A 21305-nucleotide genomic window follows, 5' to 3' on the forward strand; every position below is an offset into this window, starting at 1 on the left:
GTCCAGCTCGTCGGCTCAGTCCTCAAGCGCGCTGCGAAGCTCCCAGAGCTGCGCCCAGGTGTGCCGTCCCTCGTTCGCGCGGCGTTTCACAGTCGAATCCCAGTAGGCGAGCAGGCGCGCCCCGTCTTCAGAATCGTCCTTGCGGACCGCCCCGAGCAGTTGGCCGGGAATGAGTCGCACTCCGTCCTTCGCGTGAGGGAAGAACGCCCCGGCAAGGGCGATCGACCCGGAGATGGCGACCGCTTCAGCCGTCGACAGGACGGTTGAGGGTTTCTCGACGGCCCATCCTTCCTGGCTGATCCCGCTGCGCAGGTCACGGAACGCGGTGACGAGGGTTTCAACGACGACCTCGTCGACCTTCGCGGGCACTCCGGCTGCACTGAGCGTCTGCTTCGTTTTCTCAGTGACGAGGGCGATCTCAGCCGAAGCGTCGCAGATCGGGGCGACGGCCTCGAAGTTGAAACGGCGTTTGAGGGCGGCGCTCATTTCTGACACTCCCCGGTCGCGCAGGTTTGCTGTCGCGATGAGACAGAATCCGGGGCGCGCATGAATCGCATACTCCCCGAGTTCGGGGACGGCGATGCGGCGTTCGGACAGGATGGAGACGAGTGAGTCTTGGACTTCGGGCAGGCAACGGGTGATCTCCTCGATGCGCGCGACCCGCCCCGTCGACATGGCGGCCAGGACAGGGGAGGGGACGAGGGCGTCGACACTGGGGCCGCGCGCGAGGAGTTGGGCGTAGTTCCACCCGTAACGCAACTGGTCCTCGGTCGTGCCCGCACTGCCCTGGACGGTCAGCCCCGAGGTGCCGCAGATGGCTGCGGAGAGCAGTTCGGAGAGCATTGACTTCGCGGTGCCCGGCTCGCCGACGAGGAGGAGGGCGCGCTCACCGGCCAGGGTGATGACGCAGCGCTCAACGAGGGAGACATCGCCGACGAACTTGCGGCTGATCTTCAGCCGAGGGTTTCCACAGATGAAGGAGACGACGGCCGAGGGTGTCAGGCGCCAGCCGGGCGGCTTGGGCCCCTCCTGGCGGGCGAGGACGGCGAGCTCGTCTGCGTAGAGGACCTCCGGCGGCGGCACCTGCTGGGCTGTGTTCGCCTCGGACGCTCCGGGCGTGGAATCGCCGGGGGGTGTGCTCGTCGCCATGATTCCTCCTCGAAACCTTCTTCTCAGGGTCGGGTGAGCTCGGCGGCCTCATGAGCTAGTCGCCCGTCGCTCTCTCCCCTTCGGCCTGAAGTCTATTCGCTCTCTCCCCTTCGGCCCCGAGAGAAACTGGGGGAGAGGGTGAACATCTTCACCTGTTCAGCGCCTGCGGTAGCGGGTCGTGCGCAACTCCGTGTATCCGGGAACGTCCCCGTCCACGTAGCGCTGCCACGCATCCTCGAAGAGTCGCCCCAAGGGGACGAGCGGGACGACCGCATCGTGACGCGGAGTGACTTTCGGGGCGTCGGTGAGATCGTAGAATGGGGCCTTCCAGACCTCCATTGGCTTATGCGGGGTGCTCGCCTCCTGCCAGCCGCCCGGCAGGAAGAGGCTGCGACCTGCACGGGCGCGCTTCGCTTCGACGAGCAGCCCCGCCTCCAGCAGAGGGGCCGCCGCTGCGAGACGCTGCTTCTTCGACCAGGAGTTCCACGACTCGACGTTCTTGTCGCTGGGGAAGGTCAGGGCGAGGATCTGCAGCCAGTAACGCGCCGAATCTTCGGGGACACCCAGGGACTTGGCCGCAGCGGACACGACCTGGGGTGCGGACACGAGCGGGTCACAAGCGCAGCCAGGCGTTGCGTTGACGAGGGCGTCGGCGATCTCGTCATAAACACCGATCACCACATCGAGGCGCTTGCGGATCCTTTGCAGCGAGTACTCGCCCTCGTCGATCGCGTCGAGCAGACGCCGATCCTCCGTGAAGTCTTTTGACGTGTTCGGATCATAGAAGACGGTCGAGTACGGGGCGTTCGTCATCGACCAGGGGCCGACTGAATCGACCTGATCCGAGGGCGCGTTCTCGTCTACGGCGGGCAGGCCCAGGACGGTGCGCAGGCCGCTCCCGTAGTCCTGCCACTCGACTTTCACGCTTCGGCACGCTGACTTCATGCGCTCATACACCTGGGCGAGCCAGAGCGCGAAGCGGCTACCGGCCTCGGCCTGAGCAGCAGCCCACAGCCAGACATCAGGGTCGACGCTGTTCGGATCCTGACTGAGTTCGCGCAGTCGCCGTGCGCCGCCCCAGGGGAAAGCCGAATCCGCTGCGGCGAGAAGAGCACCTGGAAGATGGAAAACCTGCTCATTGTCCGACCAGGCGGCAATGACCGCTTCAACGTCGATCCCTTCATGTGCCAGACGCAGGGGGTCGGAGGCGCCGGCCTCGATGAGTCGCAGGAGCTCTTCGGCGCCGAGTCCACTGAGGAACTCCCTGCCTTCCCTCGCTTCGGCGACTTTCAGGCCGAGCAGGGTGCGCAGGTCCTTGTCGAGGAAGTTCGCCTCAGCCGAGCGGATGTTGGGCAGGCCCGCGAGGAACAATGAAGCGGCTGCTCTGGTCCACCCGGTCCCCTCAGCGAGGCGCTCGGCCTTCGCCGGATCCCACTGGGGGGCGCCCTCGTCGAGGAGGACGCGGAACGCCTCGATGATCGTTTCGGCTTCGATGCCGCAGCCTCGGGTGACGAGGCTGATCGGAGCGCCGTCGACGCTCTTGGGAACACCGCCTGAGGGAGAGAAGAAGCGCGTCTTGTCGTTGCTGTTGTGAGCCCAGAAGGGGCGGCCGGTGCCGATCAGGATTGCAGGGCCGGAGGGGGTGGTGAGGAGTCGTGCGGGCTCGGTGGATGATGGCTTTTCTTCGATCCCCGCCACCTCGAAAACACAGCACGAGGGCGAGTACAGGCCTTCATCGACGAGGTCCCCGAATGCTGCGGCGGCTTGACCTACGAACTCTTTCGAGGCGAGGGGACGGGTGACTGAGAACAGCAGAGCGATCGGTCGGGTGATGAGGTGGGTGAAAGCACTCCCGACGCCCGTCACCGCAAGCTCGGCTCCTCCTAGACGCCGGGCCATGTTATGCAGAACGTCACGCTCCGTCGTCAACGACCACTCGATATTCGCCCAGCTGAGAGCGTCGCATGAGGCTTCCCATTCGGGGAAGCTCCTTGTTGGCTGCGCCTCTTGTGTTGTGCGCTCGAGTCCGTCTTCGACGATTCGTTTGACGCGGGCCGTTGCCCATACGACGGAGTCGACGAGTGCGCGACAGTCGGAACCGAGGAAACTCGCGGCCGCTGCCCGGGCCTCGTCGGTGAGGATCCTGCCGGGATCCACCGCCTCAGCATCTTCCGTACTGTCGGCGGTCGGAACGACTTTGAGGAGCTCTTCGAGCTGGGAGGGTGTCGCATGGCGCAGCTTGTCGCTTGCGGCCTCGTCGCGCACTCGGAACTGGTTCCAGCCGACCTGGGGGACTCTGTGGAGAAGATGAGTGCCCCCTCGTGCGTCAGCCGCCGCGAACATGGGGGCGAAATCATCTTCGCGCACGAGCTCCTCGCCCTTGAGCAGCCAGTGCCCGCCCCCGGGGCGCGCCATGCGGCCTTTGAAGCGGTCCCAGCGGTCCTTCGGGTGCACCTTATGCCCGTTGGCGTCGAGGTAGAGCGACTCCTCGTCCCTGCTCATGCGCAGCCACGCGTGTCGGCCATGGGCCGTCGACAGGCTGGAGTCGGCCGTCGTCGGGAAGACTGGACACCAGATGATGGTGTGCTTTTCGAGTTCCCACCCGTCGCGAAGGTAGGGCTCGATGAGTTCGGCGAGCGGAGCGGGCAGGGATTCGCGTCCCCTCTGACCCGTCGCGGGGTCGATTTCCCGGAAGGTGTCATCGAGACGCCAGTAGTGCTCGCCTTCGCGAAGAACGAGGGCGCGATCGGCGAAGGGGTCGCCGCCGTCGCCCCCGTGGACGACGCGCTCACCGACGAGGCGCCCATCGTTGAAGGGCAGGGTCAAGGGGACGTCCGAGCCGCCGTAGTAGCGGATCTGCGTTGATGTTCCCGGGTCGGTCGACCAGGTGAGGAAGTATTCCCAGTTCTTCCGGTAGGCGCAGGCCGTGGCTTCGCCTGCGAGCAGATAGTGCCAGTATTCGGCTTTGTCTGTTGCGGTGGGAGCGAAGGAGGCTTCGGCGATCCTCTTGTCGCCGTCGACCCAGATGATGTGGCCATCGGCGGCGATGCCGATCGAGGGGAAGGACTCGTGGAAGGTGGTGTTCTTGCCGAGTTCGGCGGATGCGGCTTCCAGTTCGGGCCATGTGTACTCGGTGAGGAAACCGTCGCGGAAAACATCGGCGAGGATTTCTCCGGCGTTGAGTCGTTCGACGAGGGCGCTGATCTGGCGCGGATACGCGTCAAGACCGGCGGGGGTGAAGAGCGGGCTCAGTCGTCGTATTTCGCTGAGGACTTCTTGTGAGGTCGGGTGCTCGCCGAGCGTGGACTCCGCCCAGCGTCCGAGCATTGCGCGGGCACCGGAGTGGGAGAGGATGACGTCGAGATGGTCTGAGGCCGTCCTGCCGATTGTCCCAAGCACCAGGTGCGCGTGTTCGCTTTCGGCGAGGGCATCGAGGTCGGGGCGGTCTTGCGTTTCCGCCCAGTCGGACAGGTTCAGGCGGTTGTAGTAGGAGCCCGGAGGCGCATCGAATTCGACTTTCGCTCCGGTGGACAAGAGCGCGTCGAGGAGTTCGGGTTGCAGGCCGAAGACGCGCTTGGACAAGGTGATGCTCTGCCCCTTGAGACTCTTCATTCTTCTGATGAGGAGGCTGAGCTTGCGCGGGTATCCGGCGTTCCATTGGCTCTGGAGCATGCGCGTGTAGCGTTCGACCCATTCGCGGGCGTCGACTCGCCCGGCGGCGAGGTCTTCGCTCAAACCGACGGAGTCGAGGATGTCGATCCACTCGTCGGAGGGGACGGGACTCGGGGTGAGGGCGAGTAGCGCCTTCGTGGTCGTGGGCTCTTGCGCGACTAAAACGGGGATCGCTTTCTTGAAGCCCCTCCAGAAGGCGGCGGGCGCTTTGGACAGCGACGGGGAGGAAAGAACGGCACGCAGGAAGCGGGTGTGGACTTCCACAGGGTCCGCGTGGGCGGCTTTCGCGAGGCGCTTGAGGTCTGCGGCGAGCCCGCCGTAGGGCGGCATCCCGCCTTTGACGCGGTCGATGTTGAGGGTGAGGAAAATGTCGAGGGCGCGTTCGGGTTCGTAGCGTTCGCACAGGGTTTTCGACTCGTTCGTCAGTTCTTTAGCGGTGATGGCCCCGGCGAGGGCGAATTCGAGGAAGGCCTTGGAGTTGCGGTCTTCATCGACTTTGAGGCTGTGGACGCGCTCGGCTTCGCGCGCTTTGGAGAAGTACTGGGCTGCGTAGACGCGGTTGTCGAGGCGCAAGAAGATGCGGGCGGCCTCTTCGAGGAAGGTCGGAAGGAAATGCGGGGCGGAGTCGCCGAGCATTTTCGCCAGCTCGTCGAGGAGAAGCTTCGCATTTCCGGGCTTGGATTTGGCGGCTTTGGCGGCGCGTTGCAGGTCGCCGACGAGGTTGAGGGCGTGGCGCGCATTCTTCGGGTCGTGGATGATCGGCCAGGCGGGGAAGCCGATGGCGCGTTGGCGCATTCGACCGATGCCGGTGTGTTGCCCGGGTGTGAAGCCGAGGGAGGTGAGGGTGATGTCCTCGACTTCGCCGAGGGCGTCGGGGGTGAGGCGCACGACGGTACGCCCCTCAAGGGCGGGGTGGGTGTAGGTGCGAGCCGAGGCGGGGATGGTTCCGGGGGCGTCGGAGGAGATGATGCCACCGAGTTCGGCGGCTCGAGATGGGGTGATCATGACAGTTCCTTCGGGGCGTACGCGTACGAGGAGAGGGTGCGGGGGTGGGTGCGATCGTGTTCGGGGTGCGAGCCCCGCTCAGGGGCGGGGTTCATCGTCGATGACGCGTCCGGCGTAGATGTGGGCGGCCATGCGCACACCTTCGGAGTAGGCGATGCGGCCGACCTCGCCGATGCGGATGACGTGGTCGTCGCGCACCCAGTGCAGGTCGCCGGTCTCCGTTTCGGCGTCGGGACTGTCCGCGCCGATCCAGTAGCGGGCGGTGACGAGGGCGCCGTCCTCGTAGACCGGGCAGGTCGAGTATCCGCCGGAGACTTTGAAGCCAGCGGCGGTGGCGCGTCCTGCGGCGTAACGCAGTTGTGTGAAGGAGCCGCCCGACCAGGTGTTGAGTTCGAGCGCTTCGGCCGTGGCGGGGTCTGCGCGGTGGACATCGCGGAAGAGCTGGTCGAAGCGTTGGGAAATGCCGAGTTCCGCAGCGAATTCGCGCAGGTCGTCGAGGTCGACGAGGGCAGCGGGGTGGGGGATGAGGACGGCCTCGGCGCTGATGGTCGTCGTCTCGCCGTCGAGGTCGACGATGCCGAGGGCGTCCGCGTCCGCGGCGCGCAAGAATCCGGCGACCTCTCCGTCCGGGGTGGAGATGACGAGGTCAGTGAGCCAGGATCGCCACGCGTCATCGGGCCAGACGGTGGCCAGGACGATTCGGGGAACGGGCAGGGATCGCAGGAACCAGCGTTCGACGGCCTCCCCGACCTCGAGGTCGTGCTGGTGGAGGAAGATCAGGGTCGAGTCGAGGTCCTCCCAGGCCTGCGTCTTCTTCGCGGCCGCAGGAACGGATTTCAAAGTTCTGCCCTTGTCGTTGCGGGCGACGATCTTGCCGCCCTCGATACTGAGTTCGTGACCGGTTCCGGTCGGGATCCACTCCATCGGGGTCCTTCCTCGCGTCGCCGTCCGGTGTGTGGAAGGCGTGGGTGCGCCCGGCGGGTTGCGCCGGACGCTCGGTTGGATGTTGCCCCTCGTCAGTGGGGCCTTCCGGAGTATATGTGCAGGATGAAGAGGTGGACAAGGATCCTTGAGACATCAACTTCCTCGCGAAACCCGTCCGCTTCGTCTTGTACGGCTGTGCGCGTGAGGCGGGCCCGACGCCTTATGCGTGATTCGCGAGGGCGGGCGGGGGATCCCGGCTCAGGTACTCGCGGGTCCCGCAGAACACGCTCCGCGCCAGTTCGACCTCGCCGCCCCGGTAGAATCGGAGCATGACGCTGCAGTTGCACGACTCGAAGACCTCCCGCCTGACGCCCCTCGATCCGATCATCCCCGGACATGTCGGCATCTACCTGTGCGGGGCGACAGTCCAGGGCTCCCCGCATGTGGGCCACCTGCGCGCCGCCGTCGCCTTCGACTCCCTCGTCAGGTGGTTGCGCCGAAGCGGCCTCGATGTCACCTACATCCGCAATGTGACTGACATTGACGACAAGATCCTCAATAAGTCCGCGCAGGCGCAGGTCCCCTGGTGGGCGTGGGCCTACCGATTCGAACGCGAATTCACCGACGCTTACGACACCCTCGGCGTCCTGCCCCCGACCTATGAGCCGCGCGCCACCGGTCACATCCCCGACCAGATCGACCTCGTGCGCCGCCTCATTGACCGCGGACACGCCTACAACGACGGGCGCGGCAATGTCTATTTCGACGTGCACAGTCAGCCCGACTACGGCTCCCTGACGCGCCAGCGCCTCGACGACATGCGCACCACCGAAGACGAGACTCAGATCGACGCGGCCGTTGAGGCGGGCAAGCGCGACCCCCGGGACTTCGCCCTGTGGAAGTCCACGAAGCCCGGCGAACCTGAAACCGCATCCTGGGAGTCCCCCTGGGGTCAGGGCCGCCCCGGATGGCATCTCGAATGCTCCGCCATGGCCAGACGCTATCTCGGCGACGAGTTCGACGTCCACGGCGGAGGCATCGACCTGCGCTTCCCGCACCACGAGAACGAGCAGGCTCAGTCCCATGGCGCAGGCTGGGGTTTTGCCCGCCTGTGGGTCCACAACGCATGGGTGACGACTAAGGGTGAGAAGATGAGCAAGTCGCTCGGCAACGTCTTGTCGATCGACGCCCTCACCCGGGACTATCCCGTAGTCGCAGTGCGCTGGGCCCTATCCACTGTGCATCACCGCTCCGCAATCGAATGGGGCGACGAGACCCTGCCCGCGGCCGCCGCCGCATGGGAGCGCTTTTCCGGCTTCGTTGAGCGCTCCATCGACCTCGCCGGGGAGGCTTCGGCTGAGCAGATCGCCCTGCCCGCCTCCGAGCTTCCCGACGGGTTCGTCGCCGCCATGGACGACGACCTCAATGTCGCGGGCGCGCTCGCGGTCATCCATGAGCACATGAAGGCGGGGAACACGGCCATTGACGAGGGCGACAAGGCGCTCGTCCGTCGAGAGCAGGTGCTCGTCCGTTCCATGCTTGACGTCCTCGGTCTCGACCCGGCGTCGCCCCAGTGGCGCGGGGGACTTGGCGCGGGAGGGGGCGAGGGTTCTGCTGAGCATGAGGCCTTGGATGCCCTGGTTCGTGCCCTCATCGAAGAGCGCGCTCAGGCGCGCGCCAACAAGGACTGGGCTCGCGCGGACGCTCTGCGGGATCGACTCGCCCAGGCCGGCATCGCCGTCGCCGACGGCCGCGAGGGCGCGAGCTGGAGGCTGGGCTGAAGTCCAAGACGGGGGTATTAAGGGCCTTCGGGCCTCGCAATGAGAACAACCGATACGCGTCCACTCTTGTCATCGCATCCTACATGTGGGAAAATCACACACGTGGCACAGGTGAAGGATTTTGCTGAACTCGGCGCTCGGATTCGAGTGTTTCGCCAAGGGGCGAATCTCGATCAAGAGAAGCTCGCTTGGGAGTGCACCTGTCGAGGCCAGAACCTTGATCGCACGGCCATCTCTCGTATTGAAACAGGGGACAGGAAGGTATCGGCCCTCGAACTCTCGGTCCTCGCAGAAGTATTCGACGTATCTTTCGTTGATCTCGTCTCGCTTCCAGACCAGGCCGTGCTTGCCGCGCGCAAGCCGATTGCTGAAGAATCGACGAGCCAAGAACGCGAGGAGTTCCGCGCCGGTGTTGAGATTGATCGAGCCTGGAGAGATCTGAGCCAGTTGCGCGGCTATCACTTGATCGAACCCGTGGTATTTCCATTCAATGCGCACGGTCTTGATTCTCCCGACGAGGCGCGTGAACTTGCGCAGAAGACACGGGACTTTCTCAAAGTCGGAGACGAACCTCTGGGCCCGATGACGGATGTCGCTGCGGAACTCGGTCTGTGGTGTCGAACGACCGAAGCGAAGATTGATGGACTGTCTTTCTCGCCCGAAATCGGACTCGGTGTCGCTCTAGTGGGTCAGGGCCTGGATCCTGGTCGACGACGCGCCACCGTGGCTCATGAGATCGGCCATCACATCAGCGGTGACACCTATGAAGCGTCGAGTCATTTCTCTTCAGCAGGACAAGCCGAGGAGTTCATTGAGGTGTTTGCCGCCGAGCTTCTCCTCCCCTCCAGCGTCCTCGAAGAACTCAGGTGCCCGACGAGGGATGATCTTGTCAGGCTGGCTGCTGAATACAGGGTCTCGTGGTCCTTGATCGTTCAAAGTGCCGACACGGCCAAGGTGGATCTATCCAAGGTCGAGCGGAATACAACACCGGTTGATGAGGATTTCTATAGGGCTGTGGGCTCGAAGCCTGAAGAGGATATGCTTCCTCCAGGCCTTGCGAAGAAGTGGGTTCAAGCCTGTGTTCGCGCAGTCGATGAGGACTTCATTACTCGTCGACGCGCTCAGGAGATGACGTGCGGACTCGTCGAGGCCGGGGATGAGTGAGCCCATCTTCGTCTGGGACACGACCGGGTTGCTTCATGCCCAAGCATGTGATCGCCTTGATGGTTTGATTGACGCCGCTGGGCGTGAACGTCGGCATCTCGTTCCGAGCGGTGTCATGAAGGAGCTTCAACGGCTCGGTCACACCCCATCTCATGAAAGTCTAGAAATCTGCGATCTGGAGGAGATTGAAGAGTTCTCGGTGCTTGCCGGGTGGATGGCACGTTTCGGCTCATCCGTGCCTGATGGGCGGGACAGCGGAGAAGCGTGGGCTGCTGCCGTGGCTGAGCTCCGGGATGCGGTGGCGATCATTGACGACGCGAAAGCGCGTCGGATCATTCGGAAGACTGCGCCGCTGCTGAGGACGCGGGGTGTTCTCTGGGCGATTTCGCGAGGCGTGAAAGAAGGAAGAGCTCAGACTCCGCAGGCGTACAGCGGTCTATGTGACCAGATGCTGCAGGCACACACTCAGCATGAGAACCTCCAACCCCTTCGATGGCCATTTCAAGCCGGTGGATATGCGGCCTGGTATGAGAAGGAAGAACAACAAGGACACCTCGATTGAGGTTCGGCGCGCATGTTGAACTCCGGGCTGTTTTCTTGTGAGAGGTGAATCCGGGTGAATCGGGCCGCAAAGGCCGCTTCGGACTGCCGGATCAGCGCCGGGCCCCGCTAGGCTGAATCGGATCAGGCGCGCCGGGAGGCGCTCGCAACGAAGAAGGACGAACACGATGGCTGGAAACAACGGGCGCCGCGGAGCCGTGCGCAAGCCGGGCTCGAAGAAGGGCGCGAAGGTCGGGACGGGCGGACACTCGCGCCGTCGCCTCGAAGGCAAGGGCCCGACGCCGAAGGCCGAGGACCGCACCTACCATCCGGCTCATAAGCGCAAGGTGCAGCGTGAGGCGCGCGAAGCCCAAAAGGCTGCAATCGCCCGCGCGCGTGCGAAGAGCTCTATCAAGATCGCCCCAGGTCATGAGCTTATCGCCGGGCGTAATCCCGTCGCGGAGGCCGTGCGCGCCTCCGTTCCGATTGAGCGCGTCTTCGTCCTCGACAATGTGAAGGACGATCGCGTGGAGGAAGTCATCCGACTCGCCTCCGCCATGGGAGCCCCCGTGTACGAGGTGACGCGCCGCGACCTTGATGTTGCGACCGATGGGGCCGTCCATCAGGGCGTCGCGATTGAAGTGCGAGGCTACGAGTACGCGCAGGTCGATGACCTGATCGTGGGTTCTTTGCAGCAGCTGGGCACGCCGCTGCTCGTCGCCCTCGACCAGGTGACGGACCCGCATAACCTGGGGGCGGTCTTGCGTTCGGCGGGCGCTTTCGGAGCGGACGGGCTCATCATCCCCGAGCGGCGCAGTGCGGGCGTGACCGTGACCGCCTGGAAGGTGTCCGCGGGTGCTGCTGCTCGCGTGCCCGTCGCGAGGGTGACGAACCTCGTGCGCGCTCTTCAAGAATGCAAGAAGGCGGGCTACTTCGTCGTCGGCCTCGACGGAGGCGGCGACGCCGAGCTCCGCGAGCTGTCCCTGGCGACGGCGCCGCTCGTCGTTGTGACGGGAGCGGAGGGTTCTGGATTGTCGCGCCTCGTGCGCGAGACCTGCGACCAGATCGTATCCATTCCGATCTCTTCTGCGGTCGAGTCGTTGAACGCTGCCGTGGCGACGGGCATTGCTCTGTATGAGGTCGCCTCCCTGCGGGCTTCGGAGGCGGCCGCGAAGGGGGAGTGAAGGGGCTCCACTGCCCGAGGCGGGTAGTCTGAGTGTGCCCGCCCTCGGGTGGGGTGACCCGAAGACAGGGTGCTGCTTGCTAAAGGAAATCAACGGTGCCTGTCGAGGGACGGGCAGTCTGAAAACCCTCTCATCCGATGGGGATAAGTCGACCGATGGTGCCAGGATTAAGCTGGTGAAACTGGTTTGAAGGGGACTTTAACGTTTCACTGTAATAGCGAGTATTCGACGGGAGAGTGCCTCAGTCCCTGAGGGTGGAGGGGTTTGGGTTTTTGGGCCGTTTGTTTTGAGAGGGTTGTTCTAGGTAGTCCTGGCCGTGTGTGGCCGGGCGGAATGGATGGCCGTGAGGGGAAGTTGGCGACGCATACGCCTGAGCAGATTGTTGTGAAGTTGGAGAAGGCTGAGCAGTTGCGTGGTGAGGGGATGAGTACGGCTCAGGCCTGCCGCGTGCGTGGTATCAGTGAGGCGGCGTTGGGAGAGTTGGCAGAGGGAAACTTCTAAGCCCGGCGTGTCGGCATGAAGCTGTCAACCATCTTATTGACCTGGGGTTCTCTCAGCGTCTTGCGTGCCGCGTTGCCGGGCTGTCCCGGTCAGCGTATTGCCGAGCCCGCGATGGGGGCGGGCCTGCCAGACTGCATGATCATGCGGGTGTGCGCCAGTGGATGAACGATTTTGCTGCCACGCATCGAAGGTGGGCTATAAACGTGCCTGGGCGTGCGCCAAGAGCGAGGGAATCCATGTGGGGCGTGATGTCTTGGCGCTTGTGGCGCACCGAAGGGCTTTGCGTACGCTCGCGCAAGGCCTCCAAGCCCCGCCCCCAACTCCTGGCCACGGCCAGTGCTCCAGGGCAGGTGTGGGCCATTGATTTCCAGTTCGACTCCGACTGGAAGGGGACGGGTCTTCAAGGTCTGTAACGTCATCGATGAGCTCACGCGCCAACACCTGGCTTTCCGCGTCGAGCGCCGCATGGGAGCCGCCGACGTGATCGACATGCTTGACCTAGCAGTCCTGGCCCATGGAGCACCCCATGTGCTACGGGCCGATAACGGGCCTGAATTCATTGCCGCAGCCTTGGCACGCTGGGCCAGCGAGCACGACACGCTCTAAGCGTTCATACCCCCAGGCCAGCCCTGGCATAACGGGTTCGTGGAATCCTTGCATAACCGCATGCACGACGAACTCCTCGAGGACAACATGTTCGACGGTATCGACCACGCCCGCACACTCATCGTCGAATGGTCACGGCGCTACAATGAAGAACACCCCCACAGCGCGCTGGGCTGGCTCTCACCCAACCAATACACACGCCACTGGGTACAACACCACCAATAACAACCAACAACCCTCAAAACACCCGGCCCACAAAACCAAACCAAGCCAAGGGTGTGTACTGCTCGCTGACGACGTTGCAGTTCCTTTGGGAGCTGCACTTCATTGAGGCTGGTCGCTAGCGTGGGGTGCGTGTGTCGTGGAGAGCATTCGTAGACGTATTCACTGCGCGGGTGTGGATAGTGGCCGAAGTTTATAGTTGCTCTGTAAGCGTCTTCGTGCGGTGCACAACTCGGCCTCTCGGCGAGAGAGTCGGCTGGATTGCCGTGTTTTTCTCACCGAGAGGCCGAAGTGTGTGCGGGCCTATTTGCAGTGACGGGGCAAGTGTTCAGACAGTTGCTCCTAACTGCGCCCGGGCTGTGAGCTCAGTGCTTCTTGTCTTTATCGCTCATCTTGTCGCCGTCCGACATCTTGTCATGGTCCTTATCTGACATCTTGTCTTTGTCGCTCATCTTGTCTTGGGATGGTTTGTCCGTCGTCTGCGACGTGGAAGTGCCGGACCTGCCCTTATCTCCCGACGCGTTCTGGCCACAGGCGGCAATGCCGGAAGCGGCTGCGGCGACGATGGTGGTGGCGGCGAGAAGCTTGCGAAGATTCATGGAAACCCGATTCTGTAGTGGGGTACCCGTGTGGCACCCGCTCGTCGATTGATTCGCCGCCCAAGTTACGACAGATCTGTGACATGAGTCACCACGGTCAATCGTGCAAGAGAACGATCTGAACGCCGTCCAGTGACGAACCGATGAGTGAATACCCAGGAGGTACTACATGACAACACTCATCCTCATCGGACTCATCGGCGGCTTCATCACCGGAATCTCGCCGTGCATCCTCCCCGTCCTGCCGGTCATCTTCCTCTCAGGAGGCGCTCAAGGTGCGCGCGGCACATCATCGACATCATCAATCGCCTCCATCCCCGGCATGGCGACCGCGGGCTCCCTCTCCGCCCTCGGAAACATCACGGCGGAAACCGGATCCTCGCAATCAGTCGCGACGAGGACACCGAGCCGCTGGCGCCCCTACCTCGTCGTCGCCGGACTCATCGTCAGCTTCACCTTCTTCACACTCCTCGGCTCGACAATCCTCAGCCTGCTCCACCTCCCCCAGGACTTCATCCGCTGGGCCGGGATCGTCGCACTGTCCGTCATCGGGGTCGCCATGATGATCCCCCGCGTCATGGAGGTCCTCGAAAAGCCATTCACACGTTTCGGCAGCTCGACGGGTAAGCGCCCCGATAATGGATTCCTCCTCGGCGTCGTCCTCGGAGCCGCCTATGTCCCCTGCGCCGGTCCCGTCCTCGCAGCAGTGTCAGTCGCCGGAACCACCGGAAGGATCGGCCCGGACACGCTCGCCCTCGCCCTATCCTTCGCAATCGGCACCGGCATTCCGCTCCTCGGCTTCGCCCTCGCCGGACGCAAGCTCACCGAGCGCATCGCCGCGTTCCGCACGCGCCAGAAGGCGATCCGCATCATCGCGGGCGGCGCCATGCTCGCCCTCGCCATTGGGCTCGCAACCGACCTGCCCGCAGTGATCCAGCGCGCCCTGCCCGACTGGACCGCCTCCCTCCAGGCGAAAACCGACGAATATCTGCGCGGCAACACCTCATCGAATAACGCGAACGGCCAGCCCGCCCAATGCGTCGACGGAGCCTCCGAACTTGCCGACTGCGGCCCCCTGCCGAAGATCGAAGGAGCAGTCGCATGGTTCAACACCCCCGGTGATCAGCCTATCGGCGACGCCGACGAAACCGGCAAGGTAACGCTCGTCGACTTCTGGGCGTACTCGTGCATCAACTGCCAGCGCTCCATCCCCGGCATTGAGAAGCTGCATCAGACCTATAAAGACTTCGGCCTGCGGGTCATCGGCGTTCACTCGCCCGAATACGCTTTCGAGAAAGAGGTCGACAACGTCAAGGACGGTGCGGCCAAACTCGGCATCACCTACCCCGTTGCCGTCGACTCGAACCTGACGACATGGACGAACTTCGACAACCACTACTGGCCCGCCCATTACCTCGCAGATGCGGCGGGACAGCTGCGAGCGGTCAAGTACGGCGAGGGCGGAGAGGCGACAACGGAGAAACTCGTGCGCCGACTCCTCCAGGATGCCAATCCGAATATCACCCTGCCCGCCCCCGTCTTCACTGTGGAGAATCCGAATGACAGCGGCGACCGCAGTCCCGAGACCTACCTGGGCGCCGCCCGCAATCGCTTCTACCATGAGGGTTCCCTCGGCGCGGGGACGCGAGACTTCTCATTCCCCGACGGGCAGCGGCTCCACACTTTCGCCCTCGACGGGCGGTGGAACGTCGAGCAGGAGAGGATCAGTCCGGTCGAGGCCGATGGGCGCCTCCGCCTGTCATTCCGCGGCAAGCAGGTCAATGTCGTCGTCGCAGGCGAGGGCGACCTCGAATGGGAGGTGAACGGGCAGAAGAGACGGATGCACATCTCGGGGACGCCCAACAGCCTCGAATTGTTCTCAACGCAGAACACCGTCGACTCAGTGATCACACTGAGCGCATCACCCGGCCTGGAGCTCTACTCATTCACTTTCGGGTGACTATAAGGTGACCAGGGGGGCGAGACGGGGATGAATGACGAAAGTAATGGGAATCGTGTCGAGATGAAGTGCGATCTGTGCCTACCATGTGCGGCGTGGACGAAGCAGATATTGATCGTCGGCTGCTCCAGGCAGTCGCAGCGCGCGACGAGCGCGCCTTCGGCGAACTGTACGACCGCTGGTCGGGCAGGCTCTTCGCCCTCGTCCTGCAGGTCGTCAGGGATCGCGCTCAATCGGAAGAGGTTCTTCAGGACGTCTTCTGGCAGGTGTGGACATCAGCCGATTCCTATGACCCGACTCGTGGAAGTGCGAGGGCGTGGCTGGTGACCCTGACGCGCAGACGGGCAATCGACCGTGTGAGATCCAGTCAAGCCTCGCGAGATCGCGATTTGCGACATCATGGACTCTATCCGGCCTTCGATTCGACGCTTGATTCAATTGAAGAGCGTTTCGAGGGTGAGCGGGTGCGAAAGGCCCTCGGTCGCGTCGGAGAGCCCCATCGTACGACGATCGTCCTCGCGTACTTCACTGGCCTCACGCACTCGCAGATCGCGGAGCGCATGCAGGTGCCGCTGGGCACGGTGAAGAGTCGGATTCGTGACGGCATGGAGAAACTGCGGCATGAGATGGGAGGTGCCCGATGAGGAGGGACGCGGAAGAGCCGGAGGGGATCGACCCCCTGGACTCTGAGACTGCTGCTCTGCTCGGAGCCTCGCTGCGCCCCGTGGAGCCGCCACCCGCGCTCAAAGAGGCGCTGATGGCGAGGGTGCATGAGTCTGCGCGCGCCCCAGCGTATGACTCAGGTTCACCCCAATCGCCGACGGAGGATCGCACGGTCGTCACTATCCATGAGCGTCGCCCGATGCCCCGCGTCATGCGGATCATCGGTCAAGCGGCTGCTGCGGTTGCCCTCCTTGGAGTCGGAATGGGCGTTGGTCATTGGACGGCGATGCACTCCATGGACGCGACCAGCCACTTCGCTGCACTCAATCAGGCGCAGGACGTCGACCGGGTGACCGATACGATGCCCGATGGGCATGTCGCCACCCTCACGTGGTCCAAGGGGATGGACATGGCGGCGGTGACCCTGCCGACGGGGCTCAGGGCATCCGAGGGACGGAGCTTGCAGGTATGGGTCCGTAACGGCGATACGGTGACGAAGGCCGGCATGTACGAGCCCGCGAAGGGGACGGCCTTCTCCTTCCTCGACATCATGCCCGAACCCGGCATTGAGATTCTCATCACCGAGGAGCCCGAGGGCGGGTCCGATCAGCCGACCGGCGATCCCCTCGTCGTGCTGCGCATCGGCGAGGGCGCGAAGACTGCCTGAGGATGGAGTGAGAGAAGAGGAATGTCATCTGGTGTGAAGTCCTTCATATCGTCGCTGTGGGCGAGGGTGAGGGGCACCTACGGAGTCGATCTGATCCCTGAAGGGGCATCTAGTGGAGCGTATCCAGATGCTGTGCCGCAGTCGCCGTCACCTCATTCCAGCGGCTCGCGAGCGCAGGGGTACGCGGCGAAGTTGATGCGCTCGCTGAACCCGCGCGACGTCGATGAGGCGAGAGAGCTTGCGATTTCCGGGTGGAGGAGTCTGCAGGCCCTGCCGGAAGGTTCGCAAATATCAGGTCACGTGGCCCTCGCGGTGAATGCGGAAGACGTTGAAGGCGCTGTCGATGTCCTCGTGAAGAGGGCGGGGTATCGGCGGCGCGACGCTGTCGCCTTCGTGGCCGCGCTCATGATCGTCACCGCCTCGGGACGACAAGTCCTTGACGAAGCTGAGGAAGCGGATTGCGAATATCGACAGCTCATCAGTCGGGGACTTCCTCCGCTCGATAGTGATGAGGTCGCAATGCTGTGGAACGGCGAGGCCGATGCTGCCTGCGCCCGTTATCGGCGACGCAGCGGGGCGAGCGAGGACGACGCGCGCACTATGATCCACTTGGCGGCGAAGATAGCGGCAGCGGAAGGTGATCTTCCTCAGTGAGGTCGGCGGTCGCGCGCGATGTGATCGATTGCGCCGAGAGCTGGAGACCGAGGAACTAAATAGATATCATATTGATATGACTTTGCTCTTGGAGTCGCGCAATCCCGCGACGGGCGAAAGACTAAGGAGAACGCGATGACCGCGCACACCATGCTCGTAAACGCCGATCAGTACCACGATGCTGAGCGGACCGCCCGCGTCGACATCACCGAGCGTCCGGCGGCTACTCTCGGAGCAGTCGCCGCATTCCCCGCCCTCCTCGTCTTCCTAGCCGGGCTCGCCTATTCCATCTACCTCTTTATCAGTGGCGCGATCATGGCCGATGCGGAGGAGCCCGGCGGGATCGCTCGCATCATCGCCGCTTCGATCCTTCTCCTCGTCGTCCTCATCCTGTTCAGCTCCCTTGCAGTCATCTCGCCGGGACAAACCTCGGTCCGCCAGTTCTTCGGCAAGTACATCGGCACGGTCCGCACAACCGGCCTCGTCCTCGTTCCCCCGCTGTCGAACGGGAAGAAGATCTCCGTCAAAGTTCACAACTTCGAAACCGCCGAACTGAAAGTCAATGACTCCGACGGCAACCCCGTGAACATTGCCGCGATCGTCGTCTGGCAGGTCGCCGACACCGCCCGAGCCGTCTTCGCCGTCGAGGAATACGAGGAGTTCATCAAGGCCCAGGCCGAATCGGCGCTGCGTCACGTCGCCACCACCCACCCCTATGACGAACCCGGCCCTGGAGAGACCTCCCTGCGCGGCGGCACCGACGCGGTGTCCGCCGAACTCGCCGATGAAGTCGCGGCCCGAGTCGCCTTGGCGGGTCTTGAAATCGTCGAAGTCCGTATCTCCTCCCTCGCTTACGCGCCCGAGATCGCCCAGGCGATGCTCCAGCGCCAGCAGGCCGGTGCCGTCATCGCCGCTCGCGAGCAGATCGTCGAGGGCGCGGTTTCAATGGTGAGCCAGGCCCTCGAGCGCCTCGAAGAAGAAGACATCGTCAACCTCGACGACGAGCGCAAAGCCCAGATGGTCTCCAACCTGCTCGTCGTCCTCTGCTCGGACACGAACACCCAGCCGATCGTCAACGCCGGTTCCCTCTACTGAGCCGCGCGGGGAAGTCGAACGATGGTGCCTGACAAGCGCGAGCGCAAGCAGATCCTGCTCAGGCTCGACCCGGCCGTCCATGGGGCTCTTGCCGCGTGGGCGGCCGACGACCTGCGCTCCGTCAACGCCCAGATCGAGATCCTCCTCCGCCGCGCCCTCAAAGACGCCGGTCGCGACCCGAAAGCGGCTCCCATGCGGGGGCGGGGCAGGCCGCGCAAGAACGAGGGCGGAGCGGCGTTCGATGCGAGTCCCGCACGCGACGCGGAGAACTCCTGACATCACGTATGGAGGAATCCCGAGTCGAGATTCGAGGGCCTCGCGTCTGCGGCAAGACCGAAACGCTCCGCAGGGCTGTCGAAGCAGTCGGCGGATCGCAGATCAAACTCGACGTCTCCGGTATTCAGGTGGATCTGCTGCGCTCTGCGCCTGTGAGGCCATCGCTGGAGTTGGACATGCGCCTTTGAGGGCGATCACTGCGGCTAGGCTTGGATGAGGTGCGACCATCGTCGCGAAGCACTCGACACAAGCGGGGAGACTCTCATGCCAGCCGTGATCGTACTCGGAGCCCAGTGGGGCGATGAAGGCAAGGGCAAGGCGACCGACCAGCTCGGGCAGGACACCGACCTCGTCGTGAAATTCAACGGCGGCAACAACGCCGGTCACACGGTCGTCATCAACGGTGAGAAGTACGCCCTCCACCTCCTGCCCGCCGGCATTCTGTCCCAGGGAGTCACGCCGATCATCGGCAACGGCGTCGTCGTCGACATCAACGTCCTCTTCGCCGAGATCGAGGAGATGAAGTCGCGCGGAGTCGACTGCTCTCGACTCAAGATCTCTGCGAACGCCCACATCATCCCCAGCTACAACCGCCTCATCGACCAGGCGAACGAGAAGGCTCGCGGCAAGAACCAGATCGGCACCACCGGACGCGGCATCGGCCCCACCTACGCCGATAAGATGAACCGCATTGGCATCCGCATCCAGGACCTCTTCGACCCCGAGGGCCTCGCCGTGAAGATCGAAGCGGCGCTCGCCCCGAAGAACGAGGTCTTCGCCGCCGTCGGCATGCATACCCTGGATCCGACGGTCATCACCGAAGAACTCCTCGCATACGCCGATCGCATCCATCCGATGGTGTGCGACGCGTCCCTGCTCATCAACGACGCCCTCGACCGTGGGGAAACAGTGCTGTTCGAGGGCGGCCAGGCGACGATGCTCGACATCGACCACGGCACCTATCCATTCGTCACCTCATCGAACCCGACTGCGGGCGGGGCCCTGACAGGGGCCGGAGTCGGACCGACCCGCATCGACCGGGTCGTCGGCGTCGCGAAGGCGTACACGACGCGCGTCGGAGAGGGACCCTTCCCCACCGAACTCGACGATGAGGTCGGGGAGACACTGCGGCGCAAGGGCGGCGAATTCGGCGTCACGACGGGGCGCCCGCGCCGCACCGGCTGGTTCGACTCCGTCATCATGCGCTATGCGACCCGGATCAACGGCCTCACCGACATCTGCCTCACCAAACTCGACGTCCTGTCGAACTACCCGGTGATCCCCGTCTGCGTCGCCTACGAGGTCGACGGTGTACGTACCGAGGAGATGCCCATCGACCAGGCCGGTTTCGCTCGCGCGGTTCCCGTGTACGAGGAGCTGCCCGGCTGGGAGGAGGACATCACCGGATGCCGTTCTTTCGACGACCTCCCCGCGAATGCGCAAGCGTACATTGCGCGCCTCGAAGAACTCTCCCGCTGCCGCATCCAGTCCATCGGAGTGGGCGCCGGGCGAGAGGCGACGATCGTCCGCTACCCGCTTCTATAATTTCAGCGACGCGTCAGTTGGCCGCCCGCCCAATGGCGGGCGGCCAACTTATCGCAAGGCCATCACAGTGCGCGCACGAACTGGACAGCGACGTTGAGCGGGACGGGATCCCATTCCATGACGTAGCGGACGGCGGCCATTTCGCTGGACTTCGACGAATTGCGGAGCCTGCGAACCTCGGCTCGATCGACCGGGCTCTCAGCGAGCATCCGCTCTAGGGAGAGCCCGTACGCCGTACGGTAGTGATCCCGCTGCGCCTTCTTGCGAGGATCGTTCTTCAAGACCGACCATGCGCTGACCCCGAGGATCACGGCGATGGGGAGTGCGTAGAGCAGGGTCGGCACGATGACATCCATTCTTATCATTCCTTGACTGCGAGAGGCCACTCTTGACCGGGGAAGCTGGTGAGCGCGCTTTTCATATCGACGATTGATTTTCCGCATGCCACAAGTGTCGTGGCGAAGAAAGTGCCCGCGGCGATCAACTCGGCAACTGTGACTCCGCAGTCCAAGGCGATGATTCCCAAACCGAGCGGGGACAGCGCGATCGTGCCGCAGGCAGCGATCCCTGCGATGAGCTCTGTGACGAACTTGACGACAATAATACCGAGTGCGATGTAAAAGGCGCAGCCTGAGCCGGCGATCACCGTGAGTTGCGTGGCCATCGTTCCGCCGATGCCTGCGATGGCCGTGGCTGCACCCGGCTGATCGGATACGGCATGGATATAGGCGTCATGCGCAGAGCCTTTCCACTTTTCGGCGCTGATGAGATGGGCGGCACTGGTGGCATCGGCAATGTCGGTCATCGGTGTCTTCACATCCACCACCCAGTCGTATGCGCGCTTGAAGAACAGCACTGGTGCGGCGGCCCCCTCGAGAAGCTCTCCGAGCTTTCCGAGGAATCCCTGCACCGCATTGGCGATGGAGTTGAATGCTTTGATGACGAGGTTGGCCATCCAGTCCATGATGAGCGGCGAATTGAGTCCCGAGATAACAGCGGATCGCAGTTCCTCAGTCTTCGTGCTAACGCTTTCAATGTTCGCGTTGAGCTCGCTAATGGTTACCTCGTACGTCGCGATGCTGAAGCTCATGTAGTCTC

20 protein-coding genes and 1 pseudogene are annotated in these 21305 nt (G+C 63.7%); 15 read left to right on the forward strand and 6 right to left on the reverse strand.

Annotated features, from left to right (window positions below; genetic code table 11):
* Positions 1-15 precede the first annotated feature (15 nt).
* From BQ7471_RS09845 to BQ7471_RS09855, 3 genes are all read right to left on the reverse strand, one after another.
* Positions 16-1149: an ATP-binding protein gene (locus BQ7471_RS09845; protein ID WP_076465896.1), complete on the reverse strand. Its 1134-nt coding sequence runs from the start codon at positions 1147-1149 to the stop codon at positions 16-18.
* 156 nt (positions 1150-1305) lie between these two features.
* Positions 1306-5826 (reverse strand): hypothetical protein, encoded by a 4521-nt coding sequence (locus tag BQ7471_RS09850; RefSeq protein ID WP_076465898.1) that lies wholly within the window; start codon positions 5824-5826, stop codon positions 1306-1308.
* Between the two features lie 78 nt (positions 5827-5904).
* Positions 5905-6750: a DUF4132 domain-containing protein gene (locus BQ7471_RS09855; protein ID WP_076465899.1), complete on the reverse strand. Its 846-nt coding sequence runs from the start codon at positions 6748-6750 to the stop codon at positions 5905-5907.
* Positions 6751-7079: 329 nt separating this feature from the next.
* Here BQ7471_RS09855 and cysS point away from each other — a divergent pair, with 329 nt between their 5' ends.
* The 7 genes and pseudogenes from cysS to BQ7471_RS11280 all read left to right on the forward strand — a co-directional run bounded on the left by cysS (position 7080) and on the right by BQ7471_RS11280 (position 12751).
* Positions 7080-8531 carry a cysteine--tRNA ligase gene (cysS, locus tag BQ7471_RS09860; RefSeq protein ID WP_076465901.1) on the forward strand — a complete coding sequence of 484 codons (1452 nt, stop codon included), beginning with the start codon at positions 7080-7082 and terminating at the stop codon, positions 8529-8531.
* 39 nt (positions 8532-8570) lie between these two features.
* A pseudogene (locus BQ7471_RS11970) lies at positions 8571-8792 on the forward strand (hypothetical protein); the annotation flags it as partial.
* Positions 8793-9113: 321 nt separating this feature from the next.
* Positions 9114-9695, forward strand: coding sequence for an ImmA/IrrE family metallo-endopeptidase (locus BQ7471_RS11735; protein WP_235821295.1), 582 nt, complete (start codon positions 9114-9116; stop codon positions 9693-9695).
* On the forward strand, positions 9688-10257 hold the full coding sequence (locus BQ7471_RS09870; protein ID WP_076465904.1) for a PIN domain-containing protein: 570 nt from the start codon (positions 9688-9690) through the stop codon (positions 10255-10257). The genes BQ7471_RS11735 and BQ7471_RS09870 overlap by 8 nt, the downstream gene beginning before the upstream one ends.
* Before the next feature lie 166 nt (positions 10258-10423).
* Positions 10424-11419 (forward strand): 23S rRNA (guanosine(2251)-2'-O)-methyltransferase RlmB, encoded by a 996-nt coding sequence (rlmB, locus tag BQ7471_RS09875; protein WP_076465905.1) that lies wholly within the window; start codon positions 10424-10426, stop codon positions 11417-11419.
* Positions 11420-12256: 837 nt separating this feature from the next.
* A complete protein-coding gene (locus BQ7471_RS11975) occupies positions 12257-12526 on the forward strand; it encodes a DDE-type integrase/transposase/recombinase (protein ID WP_129583421.1) in 270 nt (89 codons plus the stop codon).
* A gap of 6 nt (positions 12527-12532) precedes the next feature.
* Complete coding sequence (locus BQ7471_RS11280; RefSeq protein ID WP_129583422.1) at positions 12533-12751, forward strand: integrase core domain-containing protein; 219 nt, start codon at positions 12533-12535, stop codon at positions 12749-12751.
* A 362-nt stretch (positions 12752-13113) separates the two neighbouring features.
* Here the strand turns inward: BQ7471_RS11280 and BQ7471_RS09890 are convergent, their stop codons facing one another.
* On the reverse strand, positions 13114-13347 hold the full coding sequence (locus BQ7471_RS09890) for a hypothetical protein (RefSeq protein WP_076465909.1): 234 nt from the start codon (positions 13345-13347) through the stop codon (positions 13114-13116).
* Between the two features lie 169 nt (positions 13348-13516).
* On the opposite strand from BQ7471_RS09890, the gene BQ7471_RS09895 reads away from it, so the two are divergent.
* From BQ7471_RS09895 to BQ7471_RS09930, 8 genes are all read left to right on the forward strand, one after another.
* Positions 13517-15307, forward strand: a complete 1791-nt coding sequence (locus BQ7471_RS09895) for a cytochrome c biogenesis protein CcdA (RefSeq protein WP_076465910.1) — start codon at positions 13517-13519, stop codon at positions 15305-15307.
* Positions 15308-15393: 86 nt separating this feature from the next.
* Entirely contained in the window at positions 15394-15951 is a 558-nt protein-coding gene (locus BQ7471_RS09900) for a sigma-70 family RNA polymerase sigma factor (protein WP_076465912.1), read from the forward strand.
* Positions 15948-16637, forward strand: coding sequence for an anti-sigma factor (locus tag BQ7471_RS09905; protein WP_076465914.1), 690 nt, complete (start codon positions 15948-15950; stop codon positions 16635-16637). The genes BQ7471_RS09900 and BQ7471_RS09905 overlap by 4 nt, the downstream gene beginning before the upstream one ends.
* A gap of 195 nt (positions 16638-16832) precedes the next feature.
* Positions 16833-17291, forward strand: a complete 459-nt coding sequence (locus tag BQ7471_RS09910) for a hypothetical protein (protein ID WP_129583423.1) — start codon at positions 16833-16835, stop codon at positions 17289-17291.
* Between the two features lie 135 nt (positions 17292-17426).
* Positions 17427-18386, forward strand: a complete 960-nt coding sequence (locus BQ7471_RS09915; RefSeq protein ID WP_076465917.1) for an SPFH domain-containing protein — start codon at positions 17427-17429, stop codon at positions 18384-18386.
* Between the two features lie 21 nt (positions 18387-18407).
* Complete coding sequence (locus BQ7471_RS09920; protein ID WP_076465918.1) at positions 18408-18662, forward strand: type II toxin-antitoxin system antitoxin; 255 nt, start codon at positions 18408-18410, stop codon at positions 18660-18662.
* 8 nt (positions 18663-18670) lie between these two features.
* Positions 18671-18850, forward strand: coding sequence for a hypothetical protein (locus BQ7471_RS09925; RefSeq protein WP_076465920.1), 180 nt, complete (start codon positions 18671-18673; stop codon positions 18848-18850).
* Positions 18851-18926: 76 nt separating this feature from the next.
* Entirely contained in the window at positions 18927-20207 is a 1281-nt protein-coding gene (locus BQ7471_RS09930) for an adenylosuccinate synthase (protein WP_076465922.1), read from the forward strand.
* A gap of 62 nt (positions 20208-20269) precedes the next feature.
* On the opposite strand, the gene BQ7471_RS09935 is transcribed toward BQ7471_RS09930, so the two are convergent.
* Positions 20270-20563, reverse strand: coding sequence for a hypothetical protein (locus BQ7471_RS09935; RefSeq protein WP_076465923.1), 294 nt, complete (start codon positions 20561-20563; stop codon positions 20270-20272).
* A 5-nt stretch (positions 20564-20568) separates the two neighbouring features.
* Positions 20569-21297 carry a hypothetical protein gene (locus tag BQ7471_RS09940; RefSeq protein ID WP_076465925.1) on the reverse strand — a complete coding sequence of 243 codons (729 nt, stop codon included), beginning with the start codon at positions 21295-21297 and terminating at the stop codon, positions 20569-20571.
* Positions 21298-21305: the final 8 nt, after the last annotated feature.

Source organism: Actinomyces mediterranea (genome assembly GCF_900155595.1).
GTDB classification, from domain to species: Bacteria; Actinomycetota; Actinomycetes; order Actinomycetales; family Actinomycetaceae; genus Pauljensenia; species Pauljensenia mediterranea.